The sequence below is a fragment of the Legionella sp. km772 genome (assembly GCF_003989735.1).
GTDB lineage: Bacteria > Pseudomonadota > Gammaproteobacteria > Legionellales > Legionellaceae > Legionella.
In genome coordinates, this window is record NZ_RZGQ01000015.1 from 1 (window position 1) to 26,023 (window position 26,023).

Consider the following 26,023-nt stretch of genomic DNA (forward strand, 5'->3'; position numbering starts at 1 on the left):
AAACTCATTTAAATCACTTTGCTATTAAGTACAAATTGATTCTTAGAGCGAACCAGATTGCTTGGCAGGAGCTTAAAAATATGGCAGCTTAAAATTGACCGTGCGTAACATGAGTTAATAAGGAAGATACTAGGGGTGTATTATTACCACCAGGAACATATAAACCTACACGTTGAATAGGTTTATAACGAGTTGTAATCGAAATTCCAGGGGCAGTATTTAAAGTATTCTCTTCGGGTATGGCTGCTTTATGGTAGTAAGCTATGGTTTTTATGGCTTGTTCAATTGCAGCTAAAGAGTACGAGTTGATAGAAGCCTTTTTGATTTTGTCGGGCGCTACTTGTAGCTTTTTTAATGTACATTGGTCAAATTCTTTGGTTAATGTAAATAAGGCCTTATCCCCTTGGGTTTTAACTTGTTTAATAATATCAAGAACAGCTTTTTTAATTGAAGATTTTTGAACAGGGCGGTATAAACATTCCTTTTGCTCAAGTGCTGATAATGATTGCCAATTAATTATAAATAACATCTCTTACTCCAACATCTTTTCGATAGGTAAAACCAAAATTGAACTTGCTCCAAGCTCTTGAATTTTTTCCAAGGTGCTCCAAAATACGCCTTCACTAGAAACCACATGTACGGCCACTTTGTCTTTAGTTTCGGGCAGGGGGAGTATAGTCGGTGACTCCGCGCCCGGAAGTTGCATGGCAATAGCATGTAAGGCCTGGACAGGAGCATGAAACACAATATATTTACGCTCTTGAGCTTGCTGTACGGCTTGGATACGCCGCATGAGCATGTTAAATAACTGCTCTTGTTCTAAATTAAAGACTTTCTTAGCTTGGATAAAAATGGCTTGGCTCTCTAATAAGACATCCACTTCTTTGAGCTTGTTGTCTTCTAAAGTTTGTCCGCTGGAAACTAAGTCACAAATGGCATCGGCCATGCCCATTCGAGGAGCAACTTCAACAGACCCCGCGAGGATGAGGCTCTCAGCAAGAATCTTATATTTTTTAAGATATTGATTTAAAAGCTGCGGATAACTGGTGGCAATCCGTTTTCCTTCTAAACTACCCGGGCCTTGATAATCAAAGTGCTCAGGAACAGCGAGCGATAAACGGCAAGAGCAAGAGCCTAGGGAGAACATCTTAGTGTATTGTTTATGAGGATGGGCTAAGGCAGCCTCTAATAAAACATTTTCACCTACTAGACCGCCGTCACATAATTTATCAAAAACAAGGGTTGGAATGTCATCATCGCGGACAAAGAGTAAATCTATAGGGAAATTGTCAACATGAGTTAATAGGGCATTGTGCTTGATGCGAAATTTTAAGCCACAACGTTGTAAAAGGGTAAGAGATTCTTCTGATAAACGACCTTTTTTTTGTAATGCTAAACGTAAACGACTACTCACAGCTGTTCCTTCCTATCGGCAATTAAATTGTAACCCCCTGTGCCAAAACTTAAGCAGCGGGCAACACGGGTAATGGTGGTAACACTTACACCCGTTTGATCATGAATACTACGGTAAGGAATGCCTTGACGTAGCAAAGGAATGACTTGCCAGCGATCAGACATCGATTCGAGCTCGGCTGGGGTGCATAAGTCAGTAAAAAATTGCAGCGCTTCTTGCTCATTAGTTAATAGGCTAATCGAATGCATTAAGTCTGATAAAGCTGAATGATTTAAATGAGTATGTGATTTCATGATAATGTATTAATGTGTTGTTATGATGTAACAAAGCATATTATCAAATTATGCAACTGTCAATAGTGATTATCCGTGAATTTTTTGCAGAAATAGTGTAGGATATTGGTAGTGCATTTCAGTGAGTCTTCGCTATGAAACTACTTACTCGCGATATATCCTTAACCCTTATCGTTAAGCTGTTGTTGCTCTTTTTATTATGGTGGTTTTGTGTCCGGACAATGCATCCTACGCTTGAAACAAAAGAGGCTTGGCTCCTAGGATCCAAAAAACAAGCGCTTTCTTCCCAACCAATAAAAGGTGATATTAATGATTCCAGCAAGTGAAGTGGTTGATCTTTCCCGTTTACAATTTGCGTTAACCGCACTCTACCATTTTCTCTTTGTGCCGTTGACCTTAGGTTTTTCGGTCATGCTTGCCATTATGGAAACAGTCTATGTCATGACCGGGCGCGAAATATGGAAAAAAATGGTCAAGTATTGGGGTGTTCTCTTTGGAATTAACTTTGTATTAGGAGTGGCCACAGGCCTCACCATGGAATTCCAGTTTGGCACCAATTGGGCTTATTACTCTCACTATGTCGGCGACGTATTTGGGGCGCCCTTGGCTATTGAAGGGATGATGGCTTTCTTTTTAGAAGCAACTTTCGTCGGGTTATTTTTCTTTGGCTGGAATAAACTATCAAAATTTAAACATATGGTTTGTACCTGGCTATTGGCTTTAGGCACGAATCTATCAGCCTTGTGGATTTTAATTGCTAATGGTTGGATGCAAAACCCCGTTGGGGCTTATTTTGACTATAAAACAATGCGTATGGAGGTAGAAAGCTTCTACGACATTATGTTTAATCCCGTGGCGCAAGCGAAGTTTGTACATACCATAAGTGCAGGTTATGTTACTGGGGCGATGTTTATTTTATCTATCAGTGCTTATTTTCTTTTACGGGGTCGTAATAAAGAATTTGCTAAACGCTCGATGACTGTTGCGGTATCTTTTGGCCTAGCCTCTGCTTTATCGGTGGTGGTATTAGGTGATGAAAGCGGTTATGTGGCTAATGCCAACCAAAAAATGAAGCTTGCTACTATGGAAGCGATGTGGCATACCGAAAAAGCACCCGCTAGCATTACGGTTTTTGGTATTCCTGATGAGAAAAATTTAACGACCAAATACGCAATTGATATCCCTTATGTTTTAGGGATTATAGCTACGCGCTCTTTTAATACCCAGTTAGAGGGTATTGTCGAGTTAATAGAGCAAGGCAAGCTAAAAATTAAAGATGGAATGTTGGCCTATCAAGCTTTGCTTGCTTTGCAAAAAAATCCTAATGATGAGGAAGCAAAAGCCTTATTAGACGCTCATAAAAATAGCTTAGGCTACGCTCTTTTATTGAAGAAATACACTGAAAATGTGACTGATGCTACTGAAGAGCAAATTAATTTAGCTGCTAATGATTTAAAACCTAAAGTCTTACCCATGTTTTTTGCATTTCGTATCATGGTGGCTTGTGGCTTGTACTTTATTTTATTATTTGCTACAGGATTTTATTTATCAGCGCGGCATAAATTACACTATGCTCGATGGTACCACCGGATTGCATTTTATTCCTTACCTCTTCCCTGGATAGCTGCTGAACTAGGATGGGTTGTTGCGGAATATGGCCGTCAACCTTGGGTAGTACAAGGAATTTTACCTACCTTTATGGGGGCGTCCTCATTGAGTTCTAGCCAAGTAATAACCTCTATTACCGGATTTGTATTGTTTTATACTATTCTGGCTGTGGTTGAGCTTTATTTGATGGTCAAATACATCCGCCTAGGCCCTGACGGAATGCACGCGCACTAATTGAGGAGAGGATTATGCCTTTAGATTATGAAACATTAAGAGTCATTTGGTGGTTGTTAATTGGTATTCTATTGATTGGTTTTGCTATTATGGATGGCTTTGATCTGGGCGTTGCTATGTGGCTACCATGGCTTGGCAAAACCGATATGGAACGTCGGGTGTTAATCAATAGTATTGCTCCTACCTGGGAGGGTAATCAGGTTTGGTTCATTCTTGGGGGTGGTGCTATTTTTGCAGCATGGCCTGATTTATATGCTTTATCGTTTTCAGGTTTTTATTTGGCCATGCTTTTGATACTTTTAGCGCTTATCTTAAGGCCAGTGGGTTTTAAGTACCGCTCAAAGCTTGAGAACCCAACCTGGCGCAGTATGTGGGATTGGGCTTTATTTATTGGCGGCTTTGTCCCTGCCTTAATTTTTGGGGTTGCTGTAGGTAACGTCATTCAAGGCGTACCCTTTTACTTTGATGATAGCTTACGACTCTTTTATACGGGTAGCTTTGTTGAACTGCTAAATCCCTTTGCTCTGGGTTGTGGCTTATTATCCGTGCTAATGCTAGCCATGCATGGTGCTTTTTTTATTCAAGTTAAGACTGAAGGGTTATTACAAGAAAGAGCACGGAAAGTAGCGCGTATAACTGCGCTCCTCGTGGTGGTATTTTTTCTAGCCTTAGGTTTTTGGACTTACACTGGAGTTAATGGTTACGTCTTACAAGGTTTAGTTCCACACGATGGCCCATCCAACCCCTTATACAAACAAGCAATAGTTCAAGCAGGGGCCTGGTTTGCCAATTATAAAGCCTATCCTCTTAGCATAGCAGTGCCTGTACTGAGTATTGTTGCCGCTTTATTCGCTATAATAGTCGCCCGAAAATCCGTATTGGCCTTTGTCTTGAGTGCCATAAGCGTAGGTTGCTTAATTGCAACTGTAGGTGTCAGTATGTTTCCTTTTATTCTGCCATCTTCTACCGATCCAAGGTTCAGCTTGCTGGTCTGGGATAGTTCTTCAAGTCAGCTCACTTTATTTATTATGCTGATAGTCACTATAATTTTCCTCCCGATTATCCTTGCTTACACAGCATGGGTCTATAGAGTATTAAGAGGAAAAGTCACTGAAAACACTGTTACTAACAGTGACTCAGCCTATTAACTGTGTTTCATTAAGGAGAAAATCATGTGGTATTTTTCTTGGATTTTAGGCACAGGATTAGCCTGTTTTTTTGCTATATTAAATGCAATGTGGCTGGAGTTGCGTGATACCGATACAACAAACCTTGACTCTAAACTTTAACGCGAGTGAGCTTCTAAGCTACGAAAAGCGTCATTGCGAACCCTGGCGAAGCCATCTAGCTAATAGCTGGTAAAACTCCAGCTCTGGTTTGCAATGACGTCCTGTGAGCAATACTAGCTACTTTAAGATTTGATAACTCTAAATTGATAATTATTAAAAAAGTGGATGTTCGTTCCATAGTTGAGCTAGTCCCTCTTTATAGCTAGGGTATTTCAAGGCAACCTTGAGTTCCTCTTTTATTTTTAAATTAGAAACCCGGCGATTACTGCTGTAAAACTCCTGTTCCATTAGCGATAAAGGGGTTTCGGAAAATAAAATTAGAGGTAGCTGTTCTCGGTTGAGAAGGGAGCAGGCATATTGATCGACAACATGGACGGGTGCTGGCTCATCATCTGAAACATTATAAATGGCTAAGGGGGAAGGTGAGTTTATAGAGGCGAGAAGGGTCGAGGCGATATCATCAACATGAATACGACAAAAGACTTGTCCTTCTTTAAAGATACTGTATTTTTTACCTTGTATTATACGCTCAATGGCGTTTCTACCTGGACCATAGATACCTGAGAGTCTAAAAATCTGTAGTGGCAACTGATTTTCCTCAGCAAAACAAAGCCACGCCTTCTCTGCTGCTAAACGAGCCATGCCGCTCGCGGTATGCGGTCTACACTCAGTTCTTTCATTAACCCACTCTCCTTGATGATCACCATAGACACCAGTGGATGAAAGATAAGCTAACCATTGAATGTGGGAAGCGTATTTTTTAAGTAATTCGCCGTACTTGACTAAGACTAAGTCACCTACGTTATTAATTGGCGGAATGGAAACCAACACATGAGTTGCTTGGCTTAAATGTTTTTCCATCTCTGGGGAATTGAAGTCAATCAACTCTATCGGAGGTTTAATTTTGGGCTGCGCATCGGGATTGCGGGAGGTGCCCACCACCCTAAAATTTTGTGCAAGTAGTTTAAATGCAAGCGTTTTAGCGCTATAACCTAAGCCCAAAATTAACAAATAAGGATTCATCGTTTGTCCGCTCTTTTCTGGTCAAGCCTTAGTAACTAGCGCAATACTTTTGTGCATTCGACAATGAGTCGTCCTTATCATCTATGAGCCCATCCTGTGCGCTTAAAAAGCCTTTAGCATCTGGGTCGCGCATAAACAGTGCAACGATAAAAACAAAGGCACATAAGACCGTTACATACCAATAAAAACTAGACTCCATACCTAAGGATTTAAATTTTAACGCTACGAATTCGGCTGAGCCGCCAAAAATAGCATTGCCCAGTGCATAGGAAAGACCTACGCCTAAAGCCCGTACTTCAGTTGGAAAAAATTCAGCTTTTATCAAGCCGCTGATCGAAGTATAAAAACTGATGAGTATTAAAGCGGTCAACACTAAAGCAAAAGCTGCATAAGGATTATTCACTCCTGCTAGAGTATACATAATGGGTATTGTGCTTAGCGTTGTTAGCGCGCCAAAATAAATCATTGAAGCTCTCCGGCCGATTTTATCGGATAGAGCGCCAAATAAGGGTTGTAATAACATAAAAACAAAAAGAGCACTGGTCATAATAATACTTGCGGTTTTAGCTTCTAGACCTACCGTATTGACTAAATATTTTTGCATGTAGGTCGTATAAGTATAAAACACTAAAGAACCACCCGCTGTAAAGCTAATTACAGTTAAAAAGGCAACTTTATGTTTCATTAAAGTACTCATAGTGCCAGCATTTTTATTATTTAATGTTTTAGAAGAAGCTGTTTCCTTTAATGATTTTCGCAAGAAGAGGGCAATAACAGCGGCAAAGGCACCTAACACAAAAGGTATTCGCCAACCCCAGCTGTATAATTGCTCCGTTGATAACCAGGATTGCAATATCACTAAAGTTAGAACTGCTATTAATTGCCCTCCAATTAGGGTTACGTATTGAAAAGAAGCAAAAAATCCGCGCCGTCCCTTTAGAGCCACTTCACTCATATAAGTTGCACTGGTACCGTATTCACCACCAACAGATAAGCCTTGGAGCAGGCGAGCTATTAATAACAGAACTGGTGCAGTGGTACCAATCGATTGATAAGTGGGGAGGCAGGCTATCATTAAGGAACCTAAACACATCATCATCACTGAGGTGATCATTGATGCTTTTCTCCCTTTCTTATCGGCCAACCGTCCAAAAAACCAGCCTCCAATGGGACGCATGAAAAAACCCACCGCAAAAACACCGGCGGTATTTAATAATTGAGTAGTGGGATCTGTACTGGGGAAAAACGCAGGTGCAAAATAAATGGCGCAAAAAGAGTAAATATAAAAATCAAACCATTCGACTAAATTTCCTGAAGAAGCCCCCATAATCGCCATAACTTGTTTTCTATTATCTTCCTGCATAGATTTTTTCTCTTCTAACATCGACTCAAATCCTATATCTCATTGGTTTTAGTACTCTTAGCACCGTCCAAGAATATTGTGGTTTTTGATTATGCTACGAGCTCTTTATTTTTGTAAATAGAATAATAAAAAAGACTAGATTTGATGGGGTAAATTGGAAAATAATTACTACTTGTCCCGCGGGGCAAGTAGTAAATAGCAAGTTAGGAACGTAAAAACGCAGTTAAGTCATCCTCTTTGGAATCATCAATAGTGAAACGATCGACATTTTGGGGTTTAAAGCCATTAATTAAGGTAACCAAAGGACGAGTAAATAAACTAATCATTGATTTAATGTAACTGGCCACGCTTAACACAAAAGCCGTGCCTGCTAATAATAGGTTCGCCGTGGCTTTATCAAGATGCTTTTCCTGATCACATTGCTGAAAACCAAATTTAATGGCTAGCGCTTGTATAGCTTCCCAGATAGCGGCTGCAGTTAAACCAAGGGAAGCTAATCCTGCTAAAGCGGGGAGGGCTGTAGCCCCTACAACTTCGTCGAAATAATCATAACCATCATAAAGTGCGTCAAAGAGATATAAATGTTTTATTGCTTCATTAGATACTTGTCCTAATAAACTGTAGGGCCTACTTATAGCTAAATGTTGTAACTCCTCCCAATTATTAATAGGGAAGGTTTTATATAATTTTACAAAAAGCGAATTCAAATGATCGTCATAATTTTGAAAAAAATTTTTCTTAGGATCCGGTTTGGGTTGGTTTTTGAAGGTTCGTTTAGAAAAAAAATTCGGCACATCTATCTCCCTCATGATTAAAGAGTACAAATTGTAATCAATTTCTTGCAATAAAAAAAGATCTTAATCGGTATTTATAGAAGTAAACGCAGTTTCCTTGTAAAATCCTCTTTTTGACCTAATTGATACAGAGATACTGATGTTAGAAGTGAATCAGATAAATCTAAGTTTAACTGACCTTGATAAGCGTATCGCATCGCTTCGGGGGTACCTTTGACTTTGACAGCAAAAGCGAACGATTAGAAGAAGTTACACGAGAGCTAGAATCATCCAGCATTTGGGAAAATCCCGAGTTGGCACAGGCCTTAGGTCGTGAACGAACTCAATTAGAAGCTATCGTGCACAACCTAACCCAATTACAACAAGCTATTGTTGATTTAACAGAGTTATTTGAGTTAGCCCGTGAAGAGTCTGATGAACAAACTATCAATGAAATTAGCGAAGAGCTAAAGTCAATTGAACAACAAGTAGCTGGATTAGAGTTTCGGCGTATGTTTTCAGGTAAAATGGATACCTGTAATGCCTATTTAGATATTCAATCGGGTTCAGGCGGTACGGAAGCCCAGGATTGGGCTGAGATGATTTTACGGATGTTCCTGCGTTGGGGAGAGCAACACGGCTTTCAAACGGAACTCATTGAATGCTCACCTGGTGAAGTAGCCGGTATCAAAAGCGCGACTATCCATTTTGTCGGAGAATATGCTTTTGGTTGGCTGCGGACTGAAACAGGGGTTCATCGTCTGGTTCGCAAATCTCCTTTTGATTCGGGTAATCGTCGTCATACTTCTTTTGCTGCGGTTTTTGTATCACCAGAAATTGATGATGATATTGAGATTGAAATAAATCCTGCTGATTTACGAATTGATACTTACAGAGCCTCCGGCGCAGGGGGCCAGCATGTCAACAGAACGGATTCAGCAGTTCGTATTACCCATATGCCTTCAGGTATTGTGGTTCAGTGCCAAAATGATCGCAGCCAACATAAAAACAAAGATCAGGCCATGAAGCAATTACGAGCAAAATTATACGAATTGGAAATGCAAAAGAAAAATGCAGAACAGCAAGCATTAGAGGCCAGTAAATCTGATATAGGGTGGGGATCGCAAATTCGCTCCTATGTTTTAGATCAATCACGGGTGAAAGATTTACGTACAGGCGTTGAAACCAGTAATACTCAAGCAGTATTAGATGGCGCATTGGATCAATTTATAGAAGCCAGTTTAAAGGCAGGAGTTGGGGTAGAATGACAGAAGAACAATTGGATGAAAGTGAAGTATATCTTATCCGTAAACAAAAATTAGCTGATTTGCGTACGCAAGGTTTTGATTTTCCGAATACTTTTCGTAGAGAGCATTTAGCCTCAGATTTATTAAAATCCTATGCTGATATTGAAAAAGAAGAATTGGCTTCCCAAAAAATTAAAGTTGAGGTTGCAGGACGGATCGTTTTACGTAGGATTATGGGTAAAGCAAGCTTTTTTCATATTCAAGACGTTTCCGGACGTATTCAAATTTATATTCGAGCTAATGATTTACCTGAGATTTATGAGCAGTTTAAACATTGGGATTTAGGGGATATAGTGGGGGTGAAAGGCGAGCTCTTCCTCACTAACACGGGAGAACTTACCGTTAATGCAGAATATGTCGAGCTCCTAACTAAATCATTACGTCCTTTACCGGATAAATTCCATGGTTTAGCTGATCAGGAAATGAAATACCGCAAGCGCTATGTCGATCTTATTGCCAATGAAGAGAGTCGAAAAACCTTTTTGATTCGTTCTCGTTTAATTCAAGCTATTCGTCAATTTATGGACAAGCATGCTTACCTGGAAGTAGAAACGCCGATGATGCACCCTATCCCTGGTGGTGCGGTTGCACGGCCTTTTATAACCCATCATAATACCTTAGATATGCAATTATTTTTAAGAATTGCACCTGAACTTTATTTAAAGCGCTTAGTGGTTGGTGGCTTTGAGCGGGTCTACGAAATTAACCGAAATTTCCGTAATGAAGGCATTTCTACTCGCCACAATCCTGAATTTACCATGTTGGAGTTTTATCAAGCTTACGCAGATTATAAAGATTTAATGAATTTTACTGAACATTTATTACGCCATTTATGTGATACTGTATTAGGTACCCAACAGGTCGAATATCAAGGCGCTACTATTAATTTTAGTAAACCCTTTGCCAGGATGAGCGTAAAAGAAGCTTTATTAAAACATCATGAAGGCCTAACAGCACAACAATTAGAGTCTATTCAGTCATGTCGTGCCTTCCTTGAATCCTTATCATTACCTTATAAGCCTAGTGATGGCTTAGGAAAATTACAAATGATAGCCTTTGAGGAAACCGTAGAGCATCAATTAATCCAGCCTACATTTATTACCGGTTATCCTACTGAAATTTCACCTTTAGCTCGTCGTAGTAACCATAATCCTGAGGAAACTGATCGGTTTGAATTCTTTATAACGGGTCGAGAAATTGCCAATGGTTTTTCTGAATTAAATGATGCAGAAGATCAAGCGGATCGTTTTCATAAGCAGGTTGCAGAAAAGGATGCTGGGGATTTGGAAGCCATGCATTTTGATAGTGATTATATTGAATCTTTAGAATATGGTTTACCACCAACTGCCGGAGAAGGTATTGGTATTGATAGACTAGTAATGCTATTTACTGATTCACAATCTATTCGTGATGTGATTCTATTTCCTCAATTAAGGGTTTAGTTACATCATACATCACACGTGGAGTAATTCATGCTCAACGTGTGATGCATGATAGCTTATTGAGCCTCAAATCACTCAAATTTATTTCATTTAATGTAGGTAAGCGGGGGAGCAAATGTTTCTTAACTTATTTAAAAAATCCATAGCAACTATCAAGGATTTCCATGAAATGGCATTATTTGCCATTATGTCCGATGAGGATATTTTTTTTATATTTAATGGTTCGCCCTTATATTTTGCCATGCTCCCCATGATTGGATTATTATCAACCATTTTAGTTGTTGCCAATGCTTATGAGCTATCTAAAGCCAACAATAAAAATTTTGATCGCTGGTTTGGTCTTATAGTTTCCGCTTTATGCGCTACTTTGGCCAGCATTTCTTTGTATGGTTCAGTAATCGCAAGTTATTATGAGCTGAATTTTGCTTTAGGGCCTTGGTTTTTTCTCGCCAGTGTTGCCGTTGCCTTCACCCATCAATTCGCCCTTTTTAGCTTAAATTGTTACCGTGCTTATGAATCATTAAGTAATTCAGCACAAAGAATGCATTATGTGCAAGCAGCTTTTAATAATGCTTATCATTTAGGAATCATTGCTGCAGTAGCCGGTGCTTTAACTTTCGTAATGTTAACACCCATTGCGCCGGCCTTAGGCTCAGCATGTGCCATAACTGCGGTGTGCATGACTGCAGTTAACCTACTTTGGAAAATGCTGCCCGCGAGCTGGCGAGATAAGGTAAAAGCTCATTTAGAGCTTGATAAACCCAAATTTGGTGAAGAAGAGGTTTATCATTTTCCTCCTGATTTAAAAGCGGAAAAAAAAGTACATCCGGAATCAGAGCTTAGTTATCAACGTTTATTTACTAAAAGAGATTATTCGGCAGAAATTCAACATCAATCCTTTTCCCAGGGTCTTAATCACCTCCAAAAAATAATTCAAGAAAAAATAAACAGGTATAATGCTGCCGCACTTCCGCACAGTGAAAAAAATGAACAGAAAAAAGCCTTGCTCCTTGAATTAAAAAACTCTTTAAATAATGATCTTTGTTTTTCAAAAAGGCGATTATTGCACTCTTATCCCTTAGCTTTTCAAAGTTTTTGGGTAGAAGAGAGTGAGGTGGAGTCAATTGTCAAAGCGGCTTATCTATTAAAAGATAAGTACCAGGCCTTACATATTGAATTAGAAGAGCAAGCCACAAAACAATTATCCTTTTAATCTTGGGCAAGAATACAATAGGCCACGGGTGCGACCTATTGTAGAATTCTTTAACTTAACGATGTCCGTGTACAGTAGGGCCACTATGTGTATGGGTTGTTGAACCATGGTTATGAGAATGGCTGTGGCTGTTTCCACCAAAGATACTACCACCATGGGTATGTACTGGTGCGCTGCTACCAAAAACACTGCTGCCATGAGTATGAGTTGTACCACTGTTACCAAAAATACTACCGCTATGGGTATGAACTCGGCTACCGCCAAAAATACTGCCACCATGAGTATGGACAGGAGCAGAATAAACAGGAACGGTGGTAGTTGATGCAAGGAAAGGAGTTGGTTGCCACCAGGGACGATAAGGTCGTGCTGATGCATAAGTGACAGAACTACCTCCTACACCGAATAAGCAGGGTAGTATACAGGCTGCAGCTAAAATGGCGGCAATCCCGACAATGGCTGCAAGAGCTCCTATAGGACCTGCAACAGCGCTAGAAGCGGCTAATAAACCAGCTGCACCGGCAGTAGTACTGGTTTTAGCTGCAACAACAGCGAGAACGCCAGCAGTTACTAATGCAGCGGCAGTTAGACCAGCCATGCATTTCAGTAAAAAATAATAATCTGTTTTCTTAGTTTCAGGCTTTTTTTCTACTTTGCTTCTCATTGATCACCTCTAAATGGTTGTTGCAAAAAAAATGGGATTTGAGAGAAAATTGCGACTATTCATGTCCATCTGTGAATAAGTACAATCTGTCAATCACGCGAATTGTACCTTATTAGCTCTAAATGTCACTGTTTTTTTGTACATAGATTCTGTTTTGTACAATTGCACAAGGAGCTATTTGAGTCTTTTTCTAAATAATAAAAAATTTATTGAAATAATTCGAGTTTTAATGCTTATAATAGGGCTTAAATTTTTTCATAATTTAACGTTATGAAGCTTAGCGCTTTTAAACCTTTTTTTTCTTTTCCAGAATCTCACTGGTCCCCTAAAATTATTTATGGTTTAACTCATTTTTATAATCGGACAAGAACCTATTTTGATTGGGATAGTTTTAATATTATAAAACCTACCACTGATACCCATGGCGAGCTCCTTTTAGGTCAAATCCCCATTACCAGTTTCCGTGAATTGCTTGTAAAAAAATTATCGGGTAAAGGTTTGGTTGTCTCTTGTAATGATAATTTTGAGTTATCAGGAGTGGGTGCCTTGTGTAATATCATTCCTCCCCATATTTGGGCTTATTATGACATTGAGCATCAACACCTACCTTTTACTGATTTTGCGAGTAATGCTGATCCTCATTTAGTTATCCAAACTTTAGAAAAAATGTCTGCTGTGTACAACAATATGGGCTCTGTGTATATTCATTGTAAAGCTGGACGTTCCCGAAGTGCCCTTATTACCGCCTTATTTTTATGCGTTAACGAGGAGAGTATAAAACAAAAGCTAGTGCAGGCTAAAGATGATAGCGCGCTTGAACAGATTTTGATTGACACCGTCAATGAGATACAATCAATCCGATCTCAAGTTAGTGTGGAAAAGGATAAATTAACTTTAGGTACTCAGGTTTTAAAGCATTATATTAGCTATTGGACTAAGCAACATTCTCGACTCGATTTATTTACTCCGGTTGAGGAGAAAGAGGAGGAATTAAGTGCGCATCAAATCTTAAATCGAATAGCCCAATCTGATGAATATAAATTTGTTTGGGACCAAGCCTATAAAAACCCTTCTATTTTTTCTATTGTTAAAGATTTTGCTGAAAATATCTATTCTAAGATAGCCAGCAATCCGGACCAAACTTTTTCTATTGATGAGTTAATTGCCGCTGTGGTATTGAAAATAGAAGAGGATAAACAAAAGGTTATTTTAGATCTCCATGAGTTTTATTTGGAAAATGAGAAGTTCATTAGTGAAATTAATAAATACCCCAATATTATTCAAAATCTTGGTTTAGATTTACTGTATAAAATTTTAAAGTCAAACATTTCTTATTCCGAAAAAACGAGTTGGTTAAAAAAAACCACCTGTTTTTTAAGTGAACCAAGCCTTGATAAATTAGAAAAATATAATATAGAAATTCAGGCGGCACTTATCCATCCCAGTTTAAGTTTACAAATTATAGGTGGGGTAATGGTTGTACTTGGAGCTGCCGTGGTAATGGTTTCATTAATCGCAGGGGCTTTGGCTAGTGGAGGTTTTTTCGGAATTGCTCTCGCCACATTTGCTGCCAGCAGCTTTGGTGCATTCCAAATAACTATTGGAAAATTAGTTTACGAACATGGTTCTTCAGATCACATCGCCAGAGCGTCTCAGGCTGTGGTGAATGAGGTATTCGAACATCATTTGAGTCCAATGTAATAATTATATTCCACTTAATATACCCTTGGATGGTAATCGAGCCTGGGCTCGACTACGGTGGATCAGGATTTATTTAAAATAATGGACAGCTAGGATTATTCATCCCAGCTTAAGGTACCGCCCGCTTGGTATTCAATAACACGGGTTTCAAAGAAGTTCTTTTCTTTCTTTAGATCCATCATTTCGCTCATCCATGGGAAGGGGTTTGCTGCACCTGGATATTCGTCACTTAAACCAATTTGGTTTAAACGTCGATTGGCAATGAAATGTAAATATTCTTCAAACATTTCTGCATTCATACCCAAAATGCCATGGGGCATGGTATCTTTGGCATATTGATATTCCAGATCAACACCCTCTCTTACTAGAGAAACAATTTCAGCTTTGAATTCGGGAGTCCATAAATGGGGGTTTTCAATTTTAATTTGATTGATGACATCAATACCAAAATTCATATGCATCGATTCATCACGCAGAATGTATTGGAATTGTTCAGAAGTACCAACCATTTTATTACGGCGTCCCATCGATAAAATTTGGGTAAATCCTACATAGAAGAAAATTCCTTCAAAAATGACGTAAAATGCAATCAAATCGCGTAATAAACGCTGATCATTTTCAGGGGTTCCCGTATGGAAGTTAGGATCACCTAAGCTCTCTGTAAAGGGTAGAGCCCACGCAGCCTTTGTAGAGACAGAAGGTATTTCCCTATACATGTTAAACACTTCTGCTTCATCTAGACCTAAACTTTCAATCACGTATTGGTACGCATGAGTATGTAAGGCTTCTTCAAACGCTTGGCGAAGAAGATATTGTCTGCACTCAGGATTAGTAATATGTCTGTACACCGCTAATACAAGATTATTGGCTACTAGAGAATCCGCCGTAGAGAAAAAACCTAGGTTACGCTTAATAATTAAACGCTCATCTTCACTTAAGCCATTAGGATCTTTCCATAAGGCCACGTCAGCACTCATATTGATTTCATTGGGCATCCAGTGATTTGCGCATCCTGTTAAGTACTTATCCCAAGCCCATTTATATTTAAATGGGACAAGTTGGTTTAAGTCGGCGCGGCAGTTGATGATTTGTTTATCATCAACATGGATACGGCGTGCCCCCATTTCAGGTATTTCGAGTCCAGTTACTCCCACTATGGCTGAGGAGCTGGCATTTTGTTCTTGAGTATAATTATTAGACATGTCAGTTTTTCCTCTTAATTATTGGCATGCTTCGCAATCAGGGTCAATTATCGAGCATACTTTTGGCTCAGCATTAATTTTTACGGCATTCAATGCCCCATCAGTTACAGTAGATTTCTCGGCATTACTTGCTCCTACACTACGGAGATAATAAGTGGTTTTTAAGCCACGTAGCCAAGCATGCATATAAATATCATGCAACTTCTTACCAGAAGGTTGAGCCATGTAGATATTTAATGATTGGGCTTGGTCAATCCATTTTTGTCGTCTTGAGGCTGCCTCGACAAGCCACATTGCATCGATTTCAAAACAGGTCGCGTAACGTTGCTTTAACTCAGCCGGAATACGACTAATGGGTTGTACACTGCCATTAAAATACTTCAGGTCATTTACCATGACTTCATCCCATAGATTTAGCTCTTTTAACTCTCGGACAAGGTAGTCATTCACGACAGTAAACTCGCCTGATAGGTTCGATTTTACGTATAAATTTTGGTAAGTAGGTTCAATAGATTGCGATACACCACAAATATTAGAAATAGTGGCTGTTGGCGCAATCGCCATCACATTAGAGTTACGCATTCCTTGAGTGCGTACTTTAACACGCAATTGTTCCCAATCTAGACGTTGTGAGCGATCTTGTTCTAAATATTGATTACGTGCTTGTTGTAATAAGTTAATTGAATCAATCGGTAATATACCTTTACTCCATAAAGAACCTTCATACGTAGAGTAGCTGCCCCGTTCTTTAGCTAAATCACAAGACGCTTCAATGGCATAATAACTAATTAATTCCATTGATAAATCAGCAAATTCAACAGCCTCTTTAGACGCATAGTTAATTTTTAATTGATATAAAGCATCTTGGAAGCCCATTAAACCTAAACCGATAGGGCGGTGTTTTAAGTTCGAGTTACGTGCTTGTGGAACAGAGTAATAGTTAATATCAATTACGTTATCTAACATACGAATAGCAGTAGTAATAGTCCGTTTTAGTTTTTCGCGGTCTAAAACGCCATTCACAATGTGAGCAGGTAAGTTAACACTTCCTAAGTTACAGACGGCGATTTCATCTTCAGACGTATTTAAAGTGATTTCAGTACATAAATTAGAGCTATGGACTACGCCGGTATGTTGCTGGGGTGATCGCAAGTTACAAGGATCTTTGAATGTCATCCAAGGGTGACCTGTTTCGAATAACATGGATAGCATTCTACGCCATAGTTTTACTGCAGAAACTGTTTTAGCAGTAAGAAGACCCTGACGGCTTTTTTCTTCGTAACCGACATAAAGCGATTCAAAAGCTTTACCGTATTGATCATGTAAACCAGGAACCTCATCAGGGGAGAATAAAGTCCATTCACCATCTTCATTAACTCGCTTCATGAATAAATCAGGGATCCATAATGCGGTATTCATATCATGCGTACGTCGGCGATCATCACCGGTGTTTTTTCTTAACTCAAGAAACTCCTCAACATCACGGTGCCAGCATTCGAGATAAGCACACACTGCTCCTTTACGTTTACCCCCTTGGTTTACTGCTACAGCAGTTGCGTCTGCTACGTTTAAGAAGGGCACAACACCTTGAGATTTACCATTAGTGCCTTTAATGTGAGCACCCATGGCGCGCACAGGTGTCCAGTCATTACCTAAACCCCCTGCAAATTTAGAAAGTAGAGCATTATCTTTAATGGCACTATAAATTCCATCTAAATGATCGGGGACGGTAGTTAGATAACAACTTGATAACTGAGGGCGTGTAGTTCCTGAGTTGAATAAAGTGGGTGTTGATGACATATAATCGAAAGAAGAAAGTAATTGATAAAACTCAATTGCCTTTTCATCTTTATTTTTTTCACGTAAGGCAAGACCCATAGCGACACGCATAAAGAATGCTTGAGGTAGCTCATAACGAGTGCCTTTTTCATGAATAAAATAGCGATCATAGAGCGTTTGTAAACTTAAATAATTAAACTGCATATCGCGTTGAGGCAATAATGCTTTACCTAATTTGTCTAAGTCAAACTCCGCCATTTTATGTTCGAGCATTCCTTGGGCAATCCCTTTCTCAATATAGAGCTTAAAGTAAGAGGGATAAAGGGTGCTCATTTCATCAAAGGTAGCAGCCGTTTGGATATTAAGTTTAGTTAAGGCTTCCATACGCATCGTATCTAATAATAAGCGAGCGCTTACATAAGTGTAATTGGGTTCTTTTTCTACCAAAGTACGAGCAGCCATAATTAAGGCTTTATGCACATCTTCAAATTTAGCGTGATTATATAAATTTCGTAGCGCATCTTTAATGACAGGCTCTCCAGTAACATGTTCTAAATCACGGCATGCTTCAGCTACGATAGTATTGACGCGTTCCATGTCTAAAGGCTCTAAATCGCCATTAGGCATAGTTATTAATAAAACTTTGCTGTCAGTGGGTTGTTGCTTTAATTCTTTTTGACGTGCTTTACGATGCTCTTCACGGTATAAAACGTAAGCGCGTGCAATCTTATAATGACTACTACGCATTAAGGCCAATTCGACTTGGTCTTGAATATCTTCGATATGAATAGCACCACCGCTAGGGAGGCGACGTTTAAACGCTTGAGTAACCTGACGAGTTAACTCTTCAATTTGTTGATGGATACGATCCGAACTTGGTGCCGTACCACCTTCGTCAGCGATAAAGGCTTTAGTAATAGCGATTTTGATTTTAGTGTCATCATAATTCACCACTTTACCATTACGTTTGATCGTTTTGAGTAAACCAGGAGCATTAGCATCCAACTCTAATTGACTTGTTTGCGGACTATTTACTGGCTCATGAATTTCAGACATGTTTTCCCCACTGAGATTGTTCGGTGTAACAGAGAAAAAAGCGTTACCTGTTACATTTTATTATAGTTTATTATCGCGTACCAAACCCAATATATAGTGATTTTAACTCGAAAGCAATCTACATAATGTGTTTTTTGCTTTCCTTCTGAGGATATGCTGTGGATAACTTGTTAGTTATCCTGGGATAAAAAAATAGGGATTTTAATAAGTCATTATTTTCAGCCAAAATATTTATTCACAGCCGTAAAATTAACTTTTTAAGGCCTATTTCTTAATTAAAAAACTTGCTTTAGGAGGCAATTTTTGCTTCAGGGTGTGATGGCTATTTAATGCGAGCTGCATTTAGTCATAGCGGGTAGAAACTAATTTAATTCTTTTTAACTACAATGGCATCACTGACATTCGAAAAGCCATGAACATTTAGCTGGAAGGATTTGATATGAGCATATAATTGACTCGAGCTGCCACCATCTAAATTAATAGCATCCGTACAATTTAGCGGTGGGGCTTTTAATAAGCGTGCTAATTCCTCGGTAGTCATAGCGGCATTAGTAGAAACTACAATAATTACTTTTCCATCGCTTGTGATACCCAGGGCGGATCTATCGGCAATGCCTTGTTTTAAGGAGGGAACCCTTCCTCTAATCAATAAACGTGGGCCACTTTGAATGGCAAAATCAATTTGTTCATCTTGATAAAAATGTTTGGGGTTGGAAATATAGGGCTTATTATTTTTGACATAAAAAACACCCCACCAGCTAATTCCTTTTAAAGGGTTTTTTAATTTTTTGTTGGTAATGCGTAAACCTAGAGGTTTGAAATCAGGGTCAAAGAAACCACCATTTACACTTAATAAGGCTTTGCTGTGTTGCGCAAATTGATCCGCAGAAGCATTTTTCATGTTCAAGCTCTTTGCGGTGACCAAGGCTAATTTGTTTTTACTTAGATCAATACGAAAGGCATATATATGCGACCAAGGAGTTAAAATGCCACCCTCTAAATCTTGGTATTCGATACCTGAAGTTAGTTTCTGCCAGTTTTCAGAGCAATAAGCGCTTTGTGAAAGCATAAAGCAAAGAAACAAAAAAATAATTCTTAAAAAATACATAGTGTTTTTCGGATTAACCTTGGTTTGAAAAGACATGTTATTGTATCCTTATTATATCATTCAACACCATGGAATCTTTATATGCAAATAAAATCGCAACATAACAACAGTGATGTGCAGAAGTCAACAGCTGAATTAACCCAATTAATGAATGATGTGCTTGAGTTGGCCCAAAAAGAAGGGGCTACTAATGCTGCAGTGGCGGTAAACAATGATCGAGGCTTTTCCGTCGATGTACGCATGGGGCAGGTTGAAACCGTTGCTTTTAGTGAAGATAAAGGGGTGGGGCTAACCGTTTATATTGGCCAACGTAAAGGCAGCGCAAGCAGCACCGATACCTCAAATGATGCCATTAGAGCCATGGTGAAGGCTGCATGTGATATTGCTAAAGTAAGTGCTGAAGATCCCTGTTTTGGATTGGCTGATAAAGAATTAATGACTAAAGATCATTTAGATTTAAATTTATTCCATGCTTGGGATGTTAAACCCCAAGAAGCTATAGAAATGGCACTTGAATGCGAAAAGCATGCCTTATCTATTGATAAACGTATTACAAATTCAGATGGTGTAAGTGTTTCAACCTATGAATCTCATCATGGTTATGCCAATACTTATGGTGGTCAAGGTTTTCTCAATAGCACTCGCCATAGTTTAAGTTGCTCATTAATCGCTGCTGAGGGTGACGAGATGCAACGAGATTATGATTATACTACCGTAAGAAATGCTAAGGATTTAATTCGTCCAGAGATCATTGCGCGAAATGCAGCAGAACGAGCCTTAAGTCGTTTAAATGCCCAGCAACTTGCAACGCAAACAACGCCGGTAATTTTTTCTTCACGGATTTCTAGTGGGCTGTTAGCCAGTTTTATAGGTGCGATAAGTGGTTCAAATTTGTATAGAAAAAATTCTTTTTTATTAGATTCTATAGGCCAACAATTATTTCCTGATTTTGTACGAATTTATGAACAGCCGCATTTACTGGGGGCCTTAGGTAGCTCTCCTTTTGATAGTGAGGGTGTGCCTACGCGTGCCAATGTTCTTGTCGATAAAGGACGTTTGCTCCAATACGTGCTCGGTAGTTACTCGGCTCGTAAAATGGGGTTAAAAACCACTGCTAATAGTGATGGGGTACATAATTTAACCATTGATGCCAATGCGGGCGATTTAAATGATCTGCTAAAGAAGATGGATAAGGGCTTCCTGGTCACTGAATTAATGGGGCAGGGCGTAAATGGAATAACAGGGGATTATTCTCGCGGGGCAAGTGGATATTGGGTAGAAAATGGGCAAATTCAATATCCCGTGGATGAGGTGACCATTGCCGGAAATTTAAAAGAAATGTTTAAAATGATCCTTGCAGTAGGAAATGATATTAATTCTAATATTGCTACACGCTGCGGCTCTATATTGATAGAGAAAATGATGGTTGCGGGAAAATAAATAAGAGTCATAACCAAAACGTAGCATTATTTTTTTTCTTAATGCTACGTTAGTCTAGCCTCGGCATTTAAATATCATAATTGTTTTATGATAACTCATCTCTAATTTTTTGATTAATCACTAAGTTTTAATGTGACTATGGCTATCTTTTACATAACTTGGGAAATTGATCCAAATAGGATAAGTTTAAGGAGGGATTTTGCGAATAAAAAACTATTTAGCTATTGCAGCATGGATAGTTGTTTTTCAAGGCCTAGGTTTTTTACTAGGATTTCTAACAAAAAATAACCTGCCATTGTGGTATAACGGTCTAGTCAAATCAGGACTTACACCGCCCTCTATAGTTTTTTCCATTGTTTGGTCTTTGCTTTATATTTTTTTAGCTGTTGTAGGTTGGCGGATTTGGGAAAGACAAAAAAAACATCCTAATCACGAATCGAAAATAACATGGTATTTATATACAGTACAAATGATGGTTAATTGGCTGTGGACACCGATTTTTTTCCAATTTCATTTAATCGGCTTAGGGTTAGGTTTTTTATTTTTATTAATCGGTTTAAATAGCTCTCTTATCTTTAAGCTCATGAAAAAACATCCAATTGAGAGCCTTTGTTTTATTCCTTACCTTCTTTGGTTAGTTTTTGCTACTTATTTAAATGCTGTCATTTATTGGTGGAATTAGAGTTATCTGACCTTATATAATTCTAAAAAAAGACCACTATTTAACGCTTTTCAAAGTTAGAATGAGCACTTTAACCCCTCTGCTTAGGTTGGGTTTCAACAATGAGCCCCAACCTAACTGATAGGTCATTAGAGCCTACAGGAGGAAACCTCAGTTGCACTTAAATCAGGCCTTTCTTCTTCAGTGGGATGGGTGTCAAAAAATCTTGGGCCAGTTTTTTTAGTTTTAAAATCAACCAAATTAGAGGTTTTGTCATTTGTAGAGGGTAAAGTATTGTTTGTCGTTTCTGTATTGTTGCTTTGATCTGCTTGAACTAACAATGACTTCTCCGTTGTTGATGGAGGCGCTAGGGCCTTTTTTCTAGGAAAAACGGTAGGCCAAGTAAATGCTACCGAAACAAATACTAAAATGATCGGAGACAATACAGCCATAGTAATGGTTAATGCAAGTTTCTGTCCTAATGCTTCTCCGAGTGTTTCCCCAATATGAATTCCACTTCGAATTCCACCGGCTACAGAATAAGCAAAGGAGTCGCCTATTAACGCAAATAATTTGAGCATATTAATAAAGCCGTATTTTATTTTTTGTGCTTGTGTTGGGTTTTCCTCCGGTGCTTGGTAAATGGATGCGAATTTTTCTTTTAAATCAACATAGGTATTGGGGTTAAAAACCTTATATACTTGAGAAAAAGTATTGACCACCATGGTAGTCGAAGTACATATCAGCGCAATAAAATGTGCTAACAAAGAGTTGGAGTCTCCACCTAAGGCTCCAAAAAGTTTATTGACTCCTGATACTGTGGTGAACCAAGTTAGTGTGGCATAAACAGATAAAAAGAGTGTGCTTACCGTACCTAATAACACACACCGTAAAAGGCCATAGGGCTTATTATAGGCTTCAATAAAAAGATTTTTAAATTTGGTATAGTTTTCGCGTATCCCCACTGCTTGAAATGAATAAAAAGAGATGGCTGCAATTAAAGATAAGCCAATCGTACCTGCCAAAACAAGAGGATTAGAGACAAGCATCCCTACGCCTAAAAAGCTTAAAAGCCCCACAAGACCGGCATAGCCAGAAATTCCAGCCGAAATACAAGCCAATAAAGTCACAATACCAAAAAATAACTTCTGGCCTTTATCTAATAAGGTTTTTTCTTTTATATTTTCTTCTAAAGTCTTAAACGTTTTTTGTTTGGTAGGCTGAAAGCCCGCACTATCCAGCATAGCTTTGCCACGACTTAGCAAGCAAACTACTCCATTACACCCTGAGAGTAGTGTTGCTAAGGCTAAGCTGATGCCAAAGGGAGCTCCAACAGTACTTAATAATCCAAGACAAAATACCATACAAAGCGCCATGGAAGTGAGAACTTTGCCCGCGACTAGTGGTACCCCTTTTATCAGCCTATTTCTATTTTGTTCAGGAGTTCTTGCAAATTCTAAGCCTTCGCTAGAGTAATGCGCAATTTGCAATACTTCTTGCTTCGCTAATCTTTTCCCACCTGCTAGTATTTCTCCCCACTTAAAGGTAAAAAAACTCCAAAAATAGTGAGTAAACGGACGTTCTAGCAGATCAGTAATCCGTAGATCACCATTTAAAATGGCCTGCTCCACTTTTTGAGACTCGTCTTCCGTAAATTGATATTGCTTGAAAGATGCAATAAACCAATCTTTTTGAGTACGCCATTTCCTCTTTAAAACCATAAGTACTTCAGGGTGTTGATAATCAGCGTAATCAATTTTATTCTTATCTAATAAACTTACTAACTTTTTCATTACAATAAATCCTTTTCAATAGAAGCGTGTAGCTTATTTATAATTTGATAATAATTCCATTAAATTTTTAATAAATGAGCAATCTATTGGCATTTTTTACTTAGAATGATTGACATAGCGGGCGAGTTACATTCTAATCTCTTTTTTTCATCATGATGATGGACTATCGTGTCTTTATTTAAAATTTTAAAACCAGCACCTTTTCTTCCAGAGCTTCAAGATAAAAATCTTGTTGAACAACAATATCGTTATTGGCGAATTCGCACCTTTTATGGCATGTATCTGGGGTATGTTTTGTTTTATTTTACGCGAAAAAGTTTTATCTTCGCGATGCCAGAATTACAAAATACTTTAGGAATGACCAAAACGGAGCTGGGACTTATCGCAAGCATTTTGAGTTTAAGTTACGGTATCAGTAAATTTTTAAGTGGAATACTTGGCGATAAGTCAAATCCTCGTTACCTAATGGCGATTGGGCTAATTTTGACAGGTGTTTTTAATATTTTGTTTGGAATGTCTTCTACGTGGTGGTTATTTGCCATTTTCTGGGGATTAAATGGCTGGTTTCAAGGCTGGGGATGGCCAGGATGTACTAAATTATTAACTCATTGGTATTCACAATCTGAACGAGGCCGTTGGTGGAGTATTTGGAATACCTCCCATAATGTAGGAGGCGCATTAATTCCATTTATTGTTGCTTGGTGTGCACAATATTATGGTTGGCGTTCAGCCATGTTTGTTCCCGGCGTAATCTGCATTTTTGGCGGCTTTTTTTTAATCAACCGTTTAAGGGATACTCCACAGTCCTTGGGTTTGCCTACCATAGAGCAATACCGTAATGATTTCTCGGGTTCAGCTAATCAGCAGCAAGAAAAATCAGAATTCTCAGTTAAAGAAATTCTGTGGAATTATGTATTAAGCAACCCCTACATTTGGATTCTTTCGATCTCTTACTTATTTATTTATGTGGTGCGCACAGCCATTAATGATTGGAGCATGTTGTACTTAACCGAGGTAAAAGATTATTCATTAATTACTGCCGGTGTGTGTATTGTCTGGTTTGAGGTGGGTGGATTTTTCGGGAGTCTGGCTGCAGGGTGGTTATCAGACACCGTATTCAAAGGTAAACGCAATCCAATTAATGTGCTCTTTACCGCAGGCGTGTTTATTACTTTACTGCTCTTCACGATGACGAAGGGGTATACGCCATTCTTCGATTCCCTGTTTCTTTTTTTCTTTGGTTTTTTTATCTTCGGGCCCCAAATGATGATTGGCATGGCTTGCGCGGAGTTAGCCCACAAAAAAGCCGCTGCGACTGCAACTGGTTTTGCTGGATTTTTTGCTTATTGCCTAGGTGCCGTACTCGCTGGTGCTCCTTTAGGTGCAATCATTAAAAATTACGGGTGGGATAATTTCTTTCTTACTTTATTTATTTGCTGTTTGATACCATTATTTTTAATGTTGCCACTGTGGCATGTCAAATCCCATCGTGGAGCTAAAAAGTCAGACCTACCTCCGAACTCTGAGTTTGCTTAGCAGATGACCTTACCCAGTGGAGTACATTGTTAATAAAAGCCACTGGGCGTCATCGGGGGATTTATTTTTGCGCTTGTTAGGAAAGGCGGTACCAATAATTAAGTTTTGGTCTTCATTAGTGACTATAATTTTTTAAGCATCAGCTAAAAATTGGTTCGTATTTTGCAGCTAGGCAAAAGAGGGTAATTTTAAAGTAGGGAGCCTGAGCATAATAGTCTCCCGCTCACGCGGGACTTGGTGATCTACTACATTAATAACTATGCGTTTAGCAGAAATTAGAATAATCAAATTCAGCTAAGATGAGTTAAAGCGTTAGTTCTTATCGCGGAAAATAATGCGGCCTTTGGATAAATCATAGGGAGTTAACTCAACTTTTACCTTATCTCCAGTTAATATTCTAATGTAATTTTTACGCATACGACCAGAAATATGGGCAGTAACAATATGTCCGTTATCTAATTGCACACGAAACATGGTATTAGGTAGGGTATCGATTACTGTACCAGCCATTTCTATATGATCTTCTTTAGCCATAGGTCTCTCATTGATGTAACAATTTATTAAAAGTGGAATAGTGCACTAAAATGAAGGAAATGGCAATCTTAGCCTTTCGTTCTGTGCTTAATAATCTAAGATTGAGTTAATTTATAGCCAGCATCAACCCATCCTTGTGAGCCTTTATCCAGCGAGTGGACATCGCTATAACCCATTTTTTGTAAGGTATCAGCTACTAGAGCGCAACGAAAGCCCCCGCTGCAGTAGACGACTATCTTAGCTTGTGAATCAGGAATGGTCTTTTCAATATCGCGTTCAATAATTCCTTTTCCTATGTGTATGGCTGTAGGAATGTGGCCTGTTGTCCACTCGTGATCTTCTCTAACATCGATTAAATAAAGCTCATCATCACTATCAATCATTGTTTTAAGCGCTTCTGCAGAGAGCTCATGGATGTTTTGTTTTGCTTGATTCACTAAGTTAAGAAATTGAGGGGAATGCTGTTTCATTATAGTCCTTATTAATGTAAACACTAAAAGTCACTACTCAGTATACAACCTCGTTAATTGATAATGAATCTTTTTTTACATAAAAACAAACAAGAAAATGTACTATAATTACAACAATTGATT

The 26,023-nt window shown here is 38.7% G+C and carries 24 protein-coding genes; 11 read left to right on the forward strand and 13 right to left on the reverse strand.

Translation table 11 applies throughout. From position 1 onward, the window contains the following. Positions 1 to 88: 88 nt before the first annotated feature. The 3 genes from ELY15_RS03290 to ELY15_RS03300 are packed head-to-tail and all read right to left on the reverse strand — an operon-like array spanning position 89 to position 1,707. On the reverse strand, positions 89 to 529 hold the full coding sequence (locus tag ELY15_RS03290; protein WP_127098224.1) for a histidinol dehydrogenase: 441 nt from the start codon (positions 527 to 529) through the stop codon (positions 89 to 91). 3 nt (positions 530 to 532) lie between these two features. Then, the gene (gene hisG / locus ELY15_RS03295) at positions 533 to 1,414 is read right to left on the reverse strand and encodes an ATP phosphoribosyltransferase (protein WP_127098225.1); all 882 of its coding nucleotides are present in this window, start codon (positions 1,412 to 1,414) and stop codon (positions 533 to 535) included. Beyond that, the gene (locus tag ELY15_RS03300; RefSeq protein WP_127098226.1) at positions 1,411 to 1,707 is read right to left on the reverse strand and encodes a YerC/YecD family TrpR-related protein; all 297 of its coding nucleotides are present in this window, start codon (positions 1,705 to 1,707) and stop codon (positions 1,411 to 1,413) included. The genes hisG and ELY15_RS03300 overlap by 4 nt, the downstream gene beginning before the upstream one ends. A 134-nt stretch (positions 1,708 to 1,841) precedes the next feature. On the opposite strand from ELY15_RS03300, the gene cydP reads away from it, so the two are divergent. Genes cydP through cydX form a run of 4 tightly spaced genes read left to right on the forward strand, consistent with a single transcriptional unit; the run spans position 1,842 to position 4,838 of the window. Beyond that, positions 1,842 to 2,033, forward strand: coding sequence for a cytochrome oxidase putative small subunit CydP (cydP, locus tag ELY15_RS16715; protein WP_127098227.1), 192 nt, complete (start codon positions 1,842 to 1,844; stop codon positions 2,031 to 2,033). Next, complete coding sequence (locus ELY15_RS03310) at positions 2,017 to 3,549, forward strand: cytochrome ubiquinol oxidase subunit I (protein WP_127098228.1); 1,533 nt, start codon at positions 2,017 to 2,019, stop codon at positions 3,547 to 3,549. The genes cydP and ELY15_RS03310 overlap by 17 nt, the downstream gene beginning before the upstream one ends. 14 nt (positions 3,550 to 3,563) lie before the next feature. After that, positions 3,564 to 4,697 carry a cytochrome d ubiquinol oxidase subunit II gene (gene cydB, locus ELY15_RS03315; RefSeq protein WP_127098229.1) on the forward strand — a complete coding sequence of 378 codons (1,134 nt, stop codon included), beginning with the start codon at positions 3,564 to 3,566 and terminating at the stop codon, positions 4,695 to 4,697. Positions 4,698 to 4,718: 21 nt separating this feature from the next. Next, positions 4,719 to 4,838, forward strand: a complete 120-nt coding sequence (gene cydX, locus ELY15_RS03320) for a cytochrome bd-I oxidase subunit CydX (protein WP_199744155.1) — start codon at positions 4,719 to 4,721, stop codon at positions 4,836 to 4,838. A gap of 153 nt (positions 4,839 to 4,991) precedes the next feature. Here cydX and ELY15_RS03325 read toward each other — a convergent pair whose 3' ends face one another. The 3 genes from ELY15_RS03325 to ELY15_RS03335 form a co-directional block, all read right to left on the reverse strand. Then, on the reverse strand, positions 4,992 to 5,861 hold the full coding sequence (locus tag ELY15_RS03325; RefSeq protein ID WP_127098231.1) for an SDR family oxidoreductase: 870 nt from the start codon (positions 5,859 to 5,861) through the stop codon (positions 4,992 to 4,994). Between the two features lie 28 nt (positions 5,862 to 5,889). Continuing rightward, entirely contained in the window at positions 5,890 to 7,245 is a 1,356-nt protein-coding gene (locus ELY15_RS03330; protein ID WP_127098232.1) for an MFS family transporter, read from the reverse strand. 182 nt (positions 7,246 to 7,427) lie between these two features. Further along, entirely contained in the window at positions 7,428 to 8,018 is a 591-nt protein-coding gene (locus tag ELY15_RS03335) for a hypothetical protein (RefSeq protein ID WP_127098233.1), read from the reverse strand. A 139-nt stretch (positions 8,019 to 8,157) separates the two neighbouring features. Between ELY15_RS03335 and prfB the strand changes: the two genes are divergently transcribed. The 3 genes from prfB (at position 8,158) to ELY15_RS03350 (ending at position 11,959) form a co-directional block, all read left to right on the forward strand. Then, positions 8,158 to 9,265 (forward strand): peptide chain release factor 2 gene (gene prfB, locus ELY15_RS03340; RefSeq protein WP_127098234.1). Its coding sequence is split into 2 segments (ribosomal slippage): positions 8,158 to 8,232 and positions 8,234 to 9,265, totalling 1,107 coding nucleotides; the frame shifts between segments, so codons are not numbered across the junction. Next, a complete protein-coding gene (gene lysS, locus ELY15_RS03345; protein WP_127098235.1) occupies positions 9,262 to 10,746 on the forward strand; it encodes a lysine--tRNA ligase in 1,485 nt (494 codons plus the stop codon). The genes prfB and lysS overlap by 4 nt, the downstream gene beginning before the upstream one ends. Positions 10,747 to 10,915: 169 nt before the next feature. Beyond that, positions 10,916 to 11,959, forward strand: a complete 1,044-nt coding sequence (locus ELY15_RS03350; RefSeq protein ID WP_158617406.1) for a hypothetical protein — start codon at positions 10,916 to 10,918, stop codon at positions 11,957 to 11,959. A gap of 55 nt (positions 11,960 to 12,014) precedes the next feature. Here the strand turns inward: ELY15_RS03350 and ELY15_RS03355 are convergent, their stop codons facing one another. Next, on the reverse strand, positions 12,015 to 12,620 hold the full coding sequence (locus ELY15_RS03355; protein ID WP_127098237.1) for a hypothetical protein: 606 nt from the start codon (positions 12,618 to 12,620) through the stop codon (positions 12,015 to 12,017). A 270-nt stretch (positions 12,621 to 12,890) separates the two neighbouring features. On the opposite strand from ELY15_RS03355, the gene ELY15_RS03360 reads away from it, so the two are divergent. Beyond that, positions 12,891 to 14,321, forward strand: a complete 1,431-nt coding sequence (locus ELY15_RS03360; protein WP_127098238.1) for a dual specificity protein phosphatase family protein — start codon at positions 12,891 to 12,893, stop codon at positions 14,319 to 14,321. A gap of 95 nt (positions 14,322 to 14,416) precedes the next feature. Here the strand turns inward: ELY15_RS03360 and ELY15_RS03365 are convergent, their stop codons facing one another. From ELY15_RS03365 to ELY15_RS03375, 3 genes are all read right to left on the reverse strand, one after another. Next, positions 14,417 to 15,523 (reverse strand): ribonucleotide-diphosphate reductase subunit beta, encoded by a 1,107-nt coding sequence (locus tag ELY15_RS03365; protein ID WP_127098239.1) that lies wholly within the window; start codon positions 15,521 to 15,523, stop codon positions 14,417 to 14,419. A gap of 18 nt (positions 15,524 to 15,541) precedes the next feature. Continuing rightward, the gene (locus ELY15_RS03370; protein WP_127098240.1) at positions 15,542 to 18,358 is read right to left on the reverse strand and encodes a ribonucleoside-diphosphate reductase subunit alpha; all 2,817 of its coding nucleotides are present in this window, start codon (positions 18,356 to 18,358) and stop codon (positions 15,542 to 15,544) included. A 367-nt stretch (positions 18,359 to 18,725) separates the two neighbouring features. After that, positions 18,726 to 19,502: a phosphodiester glycosidase family protein gene (locus ELY15_RS03375; protein ID WP_127098241.1), complete on the reverse strand. Its 777-nt coding sequence runs from the start codon at positions 19,500 to 19,502 to the stop codon at positions 18,726 to 18,728. A 45-nt stretch (positions 19,503 to 19,547) separates the two neighbouring features. Between ELY15_RS03375 and pmbA the strand changes: the two genes are divergently transcribed. Beyond that, positions 19,548 to 20,906, forward strand: coding sequence for a metalloprotease PmbA (pmbA, locus tag ELY15_RS03380; protein WP_127098242.1), 1,359 nt, complete (start codon positions 19,548 to 19,550; stop codon positions 20,904 to 20,906). Positions 20,907 to 21,105: 199 nt separating this feature from the next. Beyond that, the gene (locus ELY15_RS03385) at positions 21,106 to 21,588 is read left to right on the forward strand and encodes a TspO/MBR family protein (RefSeq protein ID WP_158617407.1); all 483 of its coding nucleotides are present in this window, start codon (positions 21,106 to 21,108) and stop codon (positions 21,586 to 21,588) included. A 128-nt stretch (positions 21,589 to 21,716) separates the two neighbouring features. On the opposite strand, the gene ELY15_RS03390 is transcribed toward ELY15_RS03385, so the two are convergent. Further along, entirely contained in the window at positions 21,717 to 23,360 is a 1,644-nt protein-coding gene (locus ELY15_RS03390; RefSeq protein ID WP_127098244.1) for a hypothetical protein, read from the reverse strand. 168 nt (positions 23,361 to 23,528) lie between these two features. Here ELY15_RS03390 and pgtP point away from each other — a divergent pair, with 168 nt between their 5' ends. Then, complete coding sequence (gene pgtP / locus ELY15_RS03395) at positions 23,529 to 24,896, forward strand: MFS transporter (protein WP_127098245.1); 1,368 nt, start codon at positions 23,529 to 23,531, stop codon at positions 24,894 to 24,896. Positions 24,897 to 25,208: 312 nt separating this feature from the next. Here pgtP and infA read toward each other — a convergent pair whose 3' ends face one another. Both infA and ELY15_RS03405 read right to left on the reverse strand, forming a co-directional pair. Next, on the reverse strand, positions 25,209 to 25,430 hold the full coding sequence (gene infA / locus ELY15_RS03400) for a translation initiation factor IF-1 (RefSeq protein WP_127098246.1): 222 nt from the start codon (positions 25,428 to 25,430) through the stop codon (positions 25,209 to 25,211). Between the two features lie 95 nt (positions 25,431 to 25,525). Continuing rightward, positions 25,526 to 25,900 carry a rhodanese-like domain-containing protein gene (locus ELY15_RS03405; RefSeq protein ID WP_127098247.1) on the reverse strand — a complete coding sequence of 125 codons (375 nt, stop codon included), beginning with the start codon at positions 25,898 to 25,900 and terminating at the stop codon, positions 25,526 to 25,528. Positions 25,901 to 26,023 lie beyond the last annotated feature (123 nt).

Bases quoted from the DNA above. Each gene is read 5' to 3' on its own strand.
- pmbA (WP_127098242.1), top strand. From the start codon at position 19,548: ATGCAAATAAAATCGCAACATAACAACAGTGATGTGCAGAAGTCAACA.
- cydB (WP_127098229.1), top strand. From the start codon at position 3,564: ATGCCTTTAGATTATGAAACATTAAGAGTCATTTGGTGGTTGTTAATT.
- ELY15_RS03310 (WP_127098228.1), top strand. From the start codon at position 2,017: ATGATTCCAGCAAGTGAAGTGGTTGATCTTTCCCGTTTACAATTTGCG.
- infA (WP_127098246.1), bottom strand. From the start codon at position 25,430: ATGGCTAAAGAAGATCATATAGAAATGGCTGGTACAGTAATCGATACC.
- ELY15_RS03375 (WP_127098241.1), bottom strand. From the start codon at position 19,502: ATGTCTTTTCAAACCAAGGTTAATCCGAAAAACACTATGTATTTTTTA.
- ELY15_RS03290 (WP_127098224.1), bottom strand. From the start codon at position 529: ATGTTATTTATAATTAATTGGCAATCATTATCAGCACTTGAGCAAAAG.
- ELY15_RS03330 (WP_127098232.1), bottom strand. From the start codon at position 7,245: ATGTTAGAAGAGAAAAAATCTATGCAGGAAGATAATAGAAAACAAGTT.
- ELY15_RS03360 (WP_127098238.1), top strand. From the start codon at position 12,891: ATGAAGCTTAGCGCTTTTAAACCTTTTTTTTCTTTTCCAGAATCTCAC.
- ELY15_RS03300 (WP_127098226.1), bottom strand. From the start codon at position 1,707: ATGAAATCACATACTCATTTAAATCATTCAGCTTTATCAGACTTAATG.
- ELY15_RS03325 (WP_127098231.1), bottom strand. From the start codon at position 5,861: ATGAATCCTTATTTGTTAATTTTGGGCTTAGGTTATAGCGCTAAAACG.
- ELY15_RS03390 (WP_127098244.1), bottom strand. From the start codon at position 23,360: ATGAAAAAGTTAGTAAGTTTATTAGATAAGAATAAAATTGATTACGCT.
- ELY15_RS03365 (WP_127098239.1), bottom strand. From the start codon at position 15,523: ATGTCTAATAATTATACTCAAGAACAAAATGCCAGCTCCTCAGCCATA.
- ELY15_RS03370 (WP_127098240.1), bottom strand. From the start codon at position 18,358: ATGTCTGAAATTCATGAGCCAGTAAATAGTCCGCAAACAAGTCAATTA.
- ELY15_RS03350 (WP_158617406.1), top strand. From the start codon at position 10,916: ATGGCATTATTTGCCATTATGTCCGATGAGGATATTTTTTTTATATTT.
- cydP (WP_127098227.1), top strand. From the start codon at position 1,842: ATGAAACTACTTACTCGCGATATATCCTTAACCCTTATCGTTAAGCTG.
- lysS (WP_127098235.1), top strand. From the start codon at position 9,262: ATGACAGAAGAACAATTGGATGAAAGTGAAGTATATCTTATCCGTAAA.
- ELY15_RS03405 (WP_127098247.1), bottom strand. From the start codon at position 25,900: ATGAAACAGCATTCCCCTCAATTTCTTAACTTAGTGAATCAAGCAAAA.
- ELY15_RS03355 (WP_127098237.1), bottom strand. From the start codon at position 12,620: ATGAGAAGCAAAGTAGAAAAAAAGCCTGAAACTAAGAAAACAGATTAT.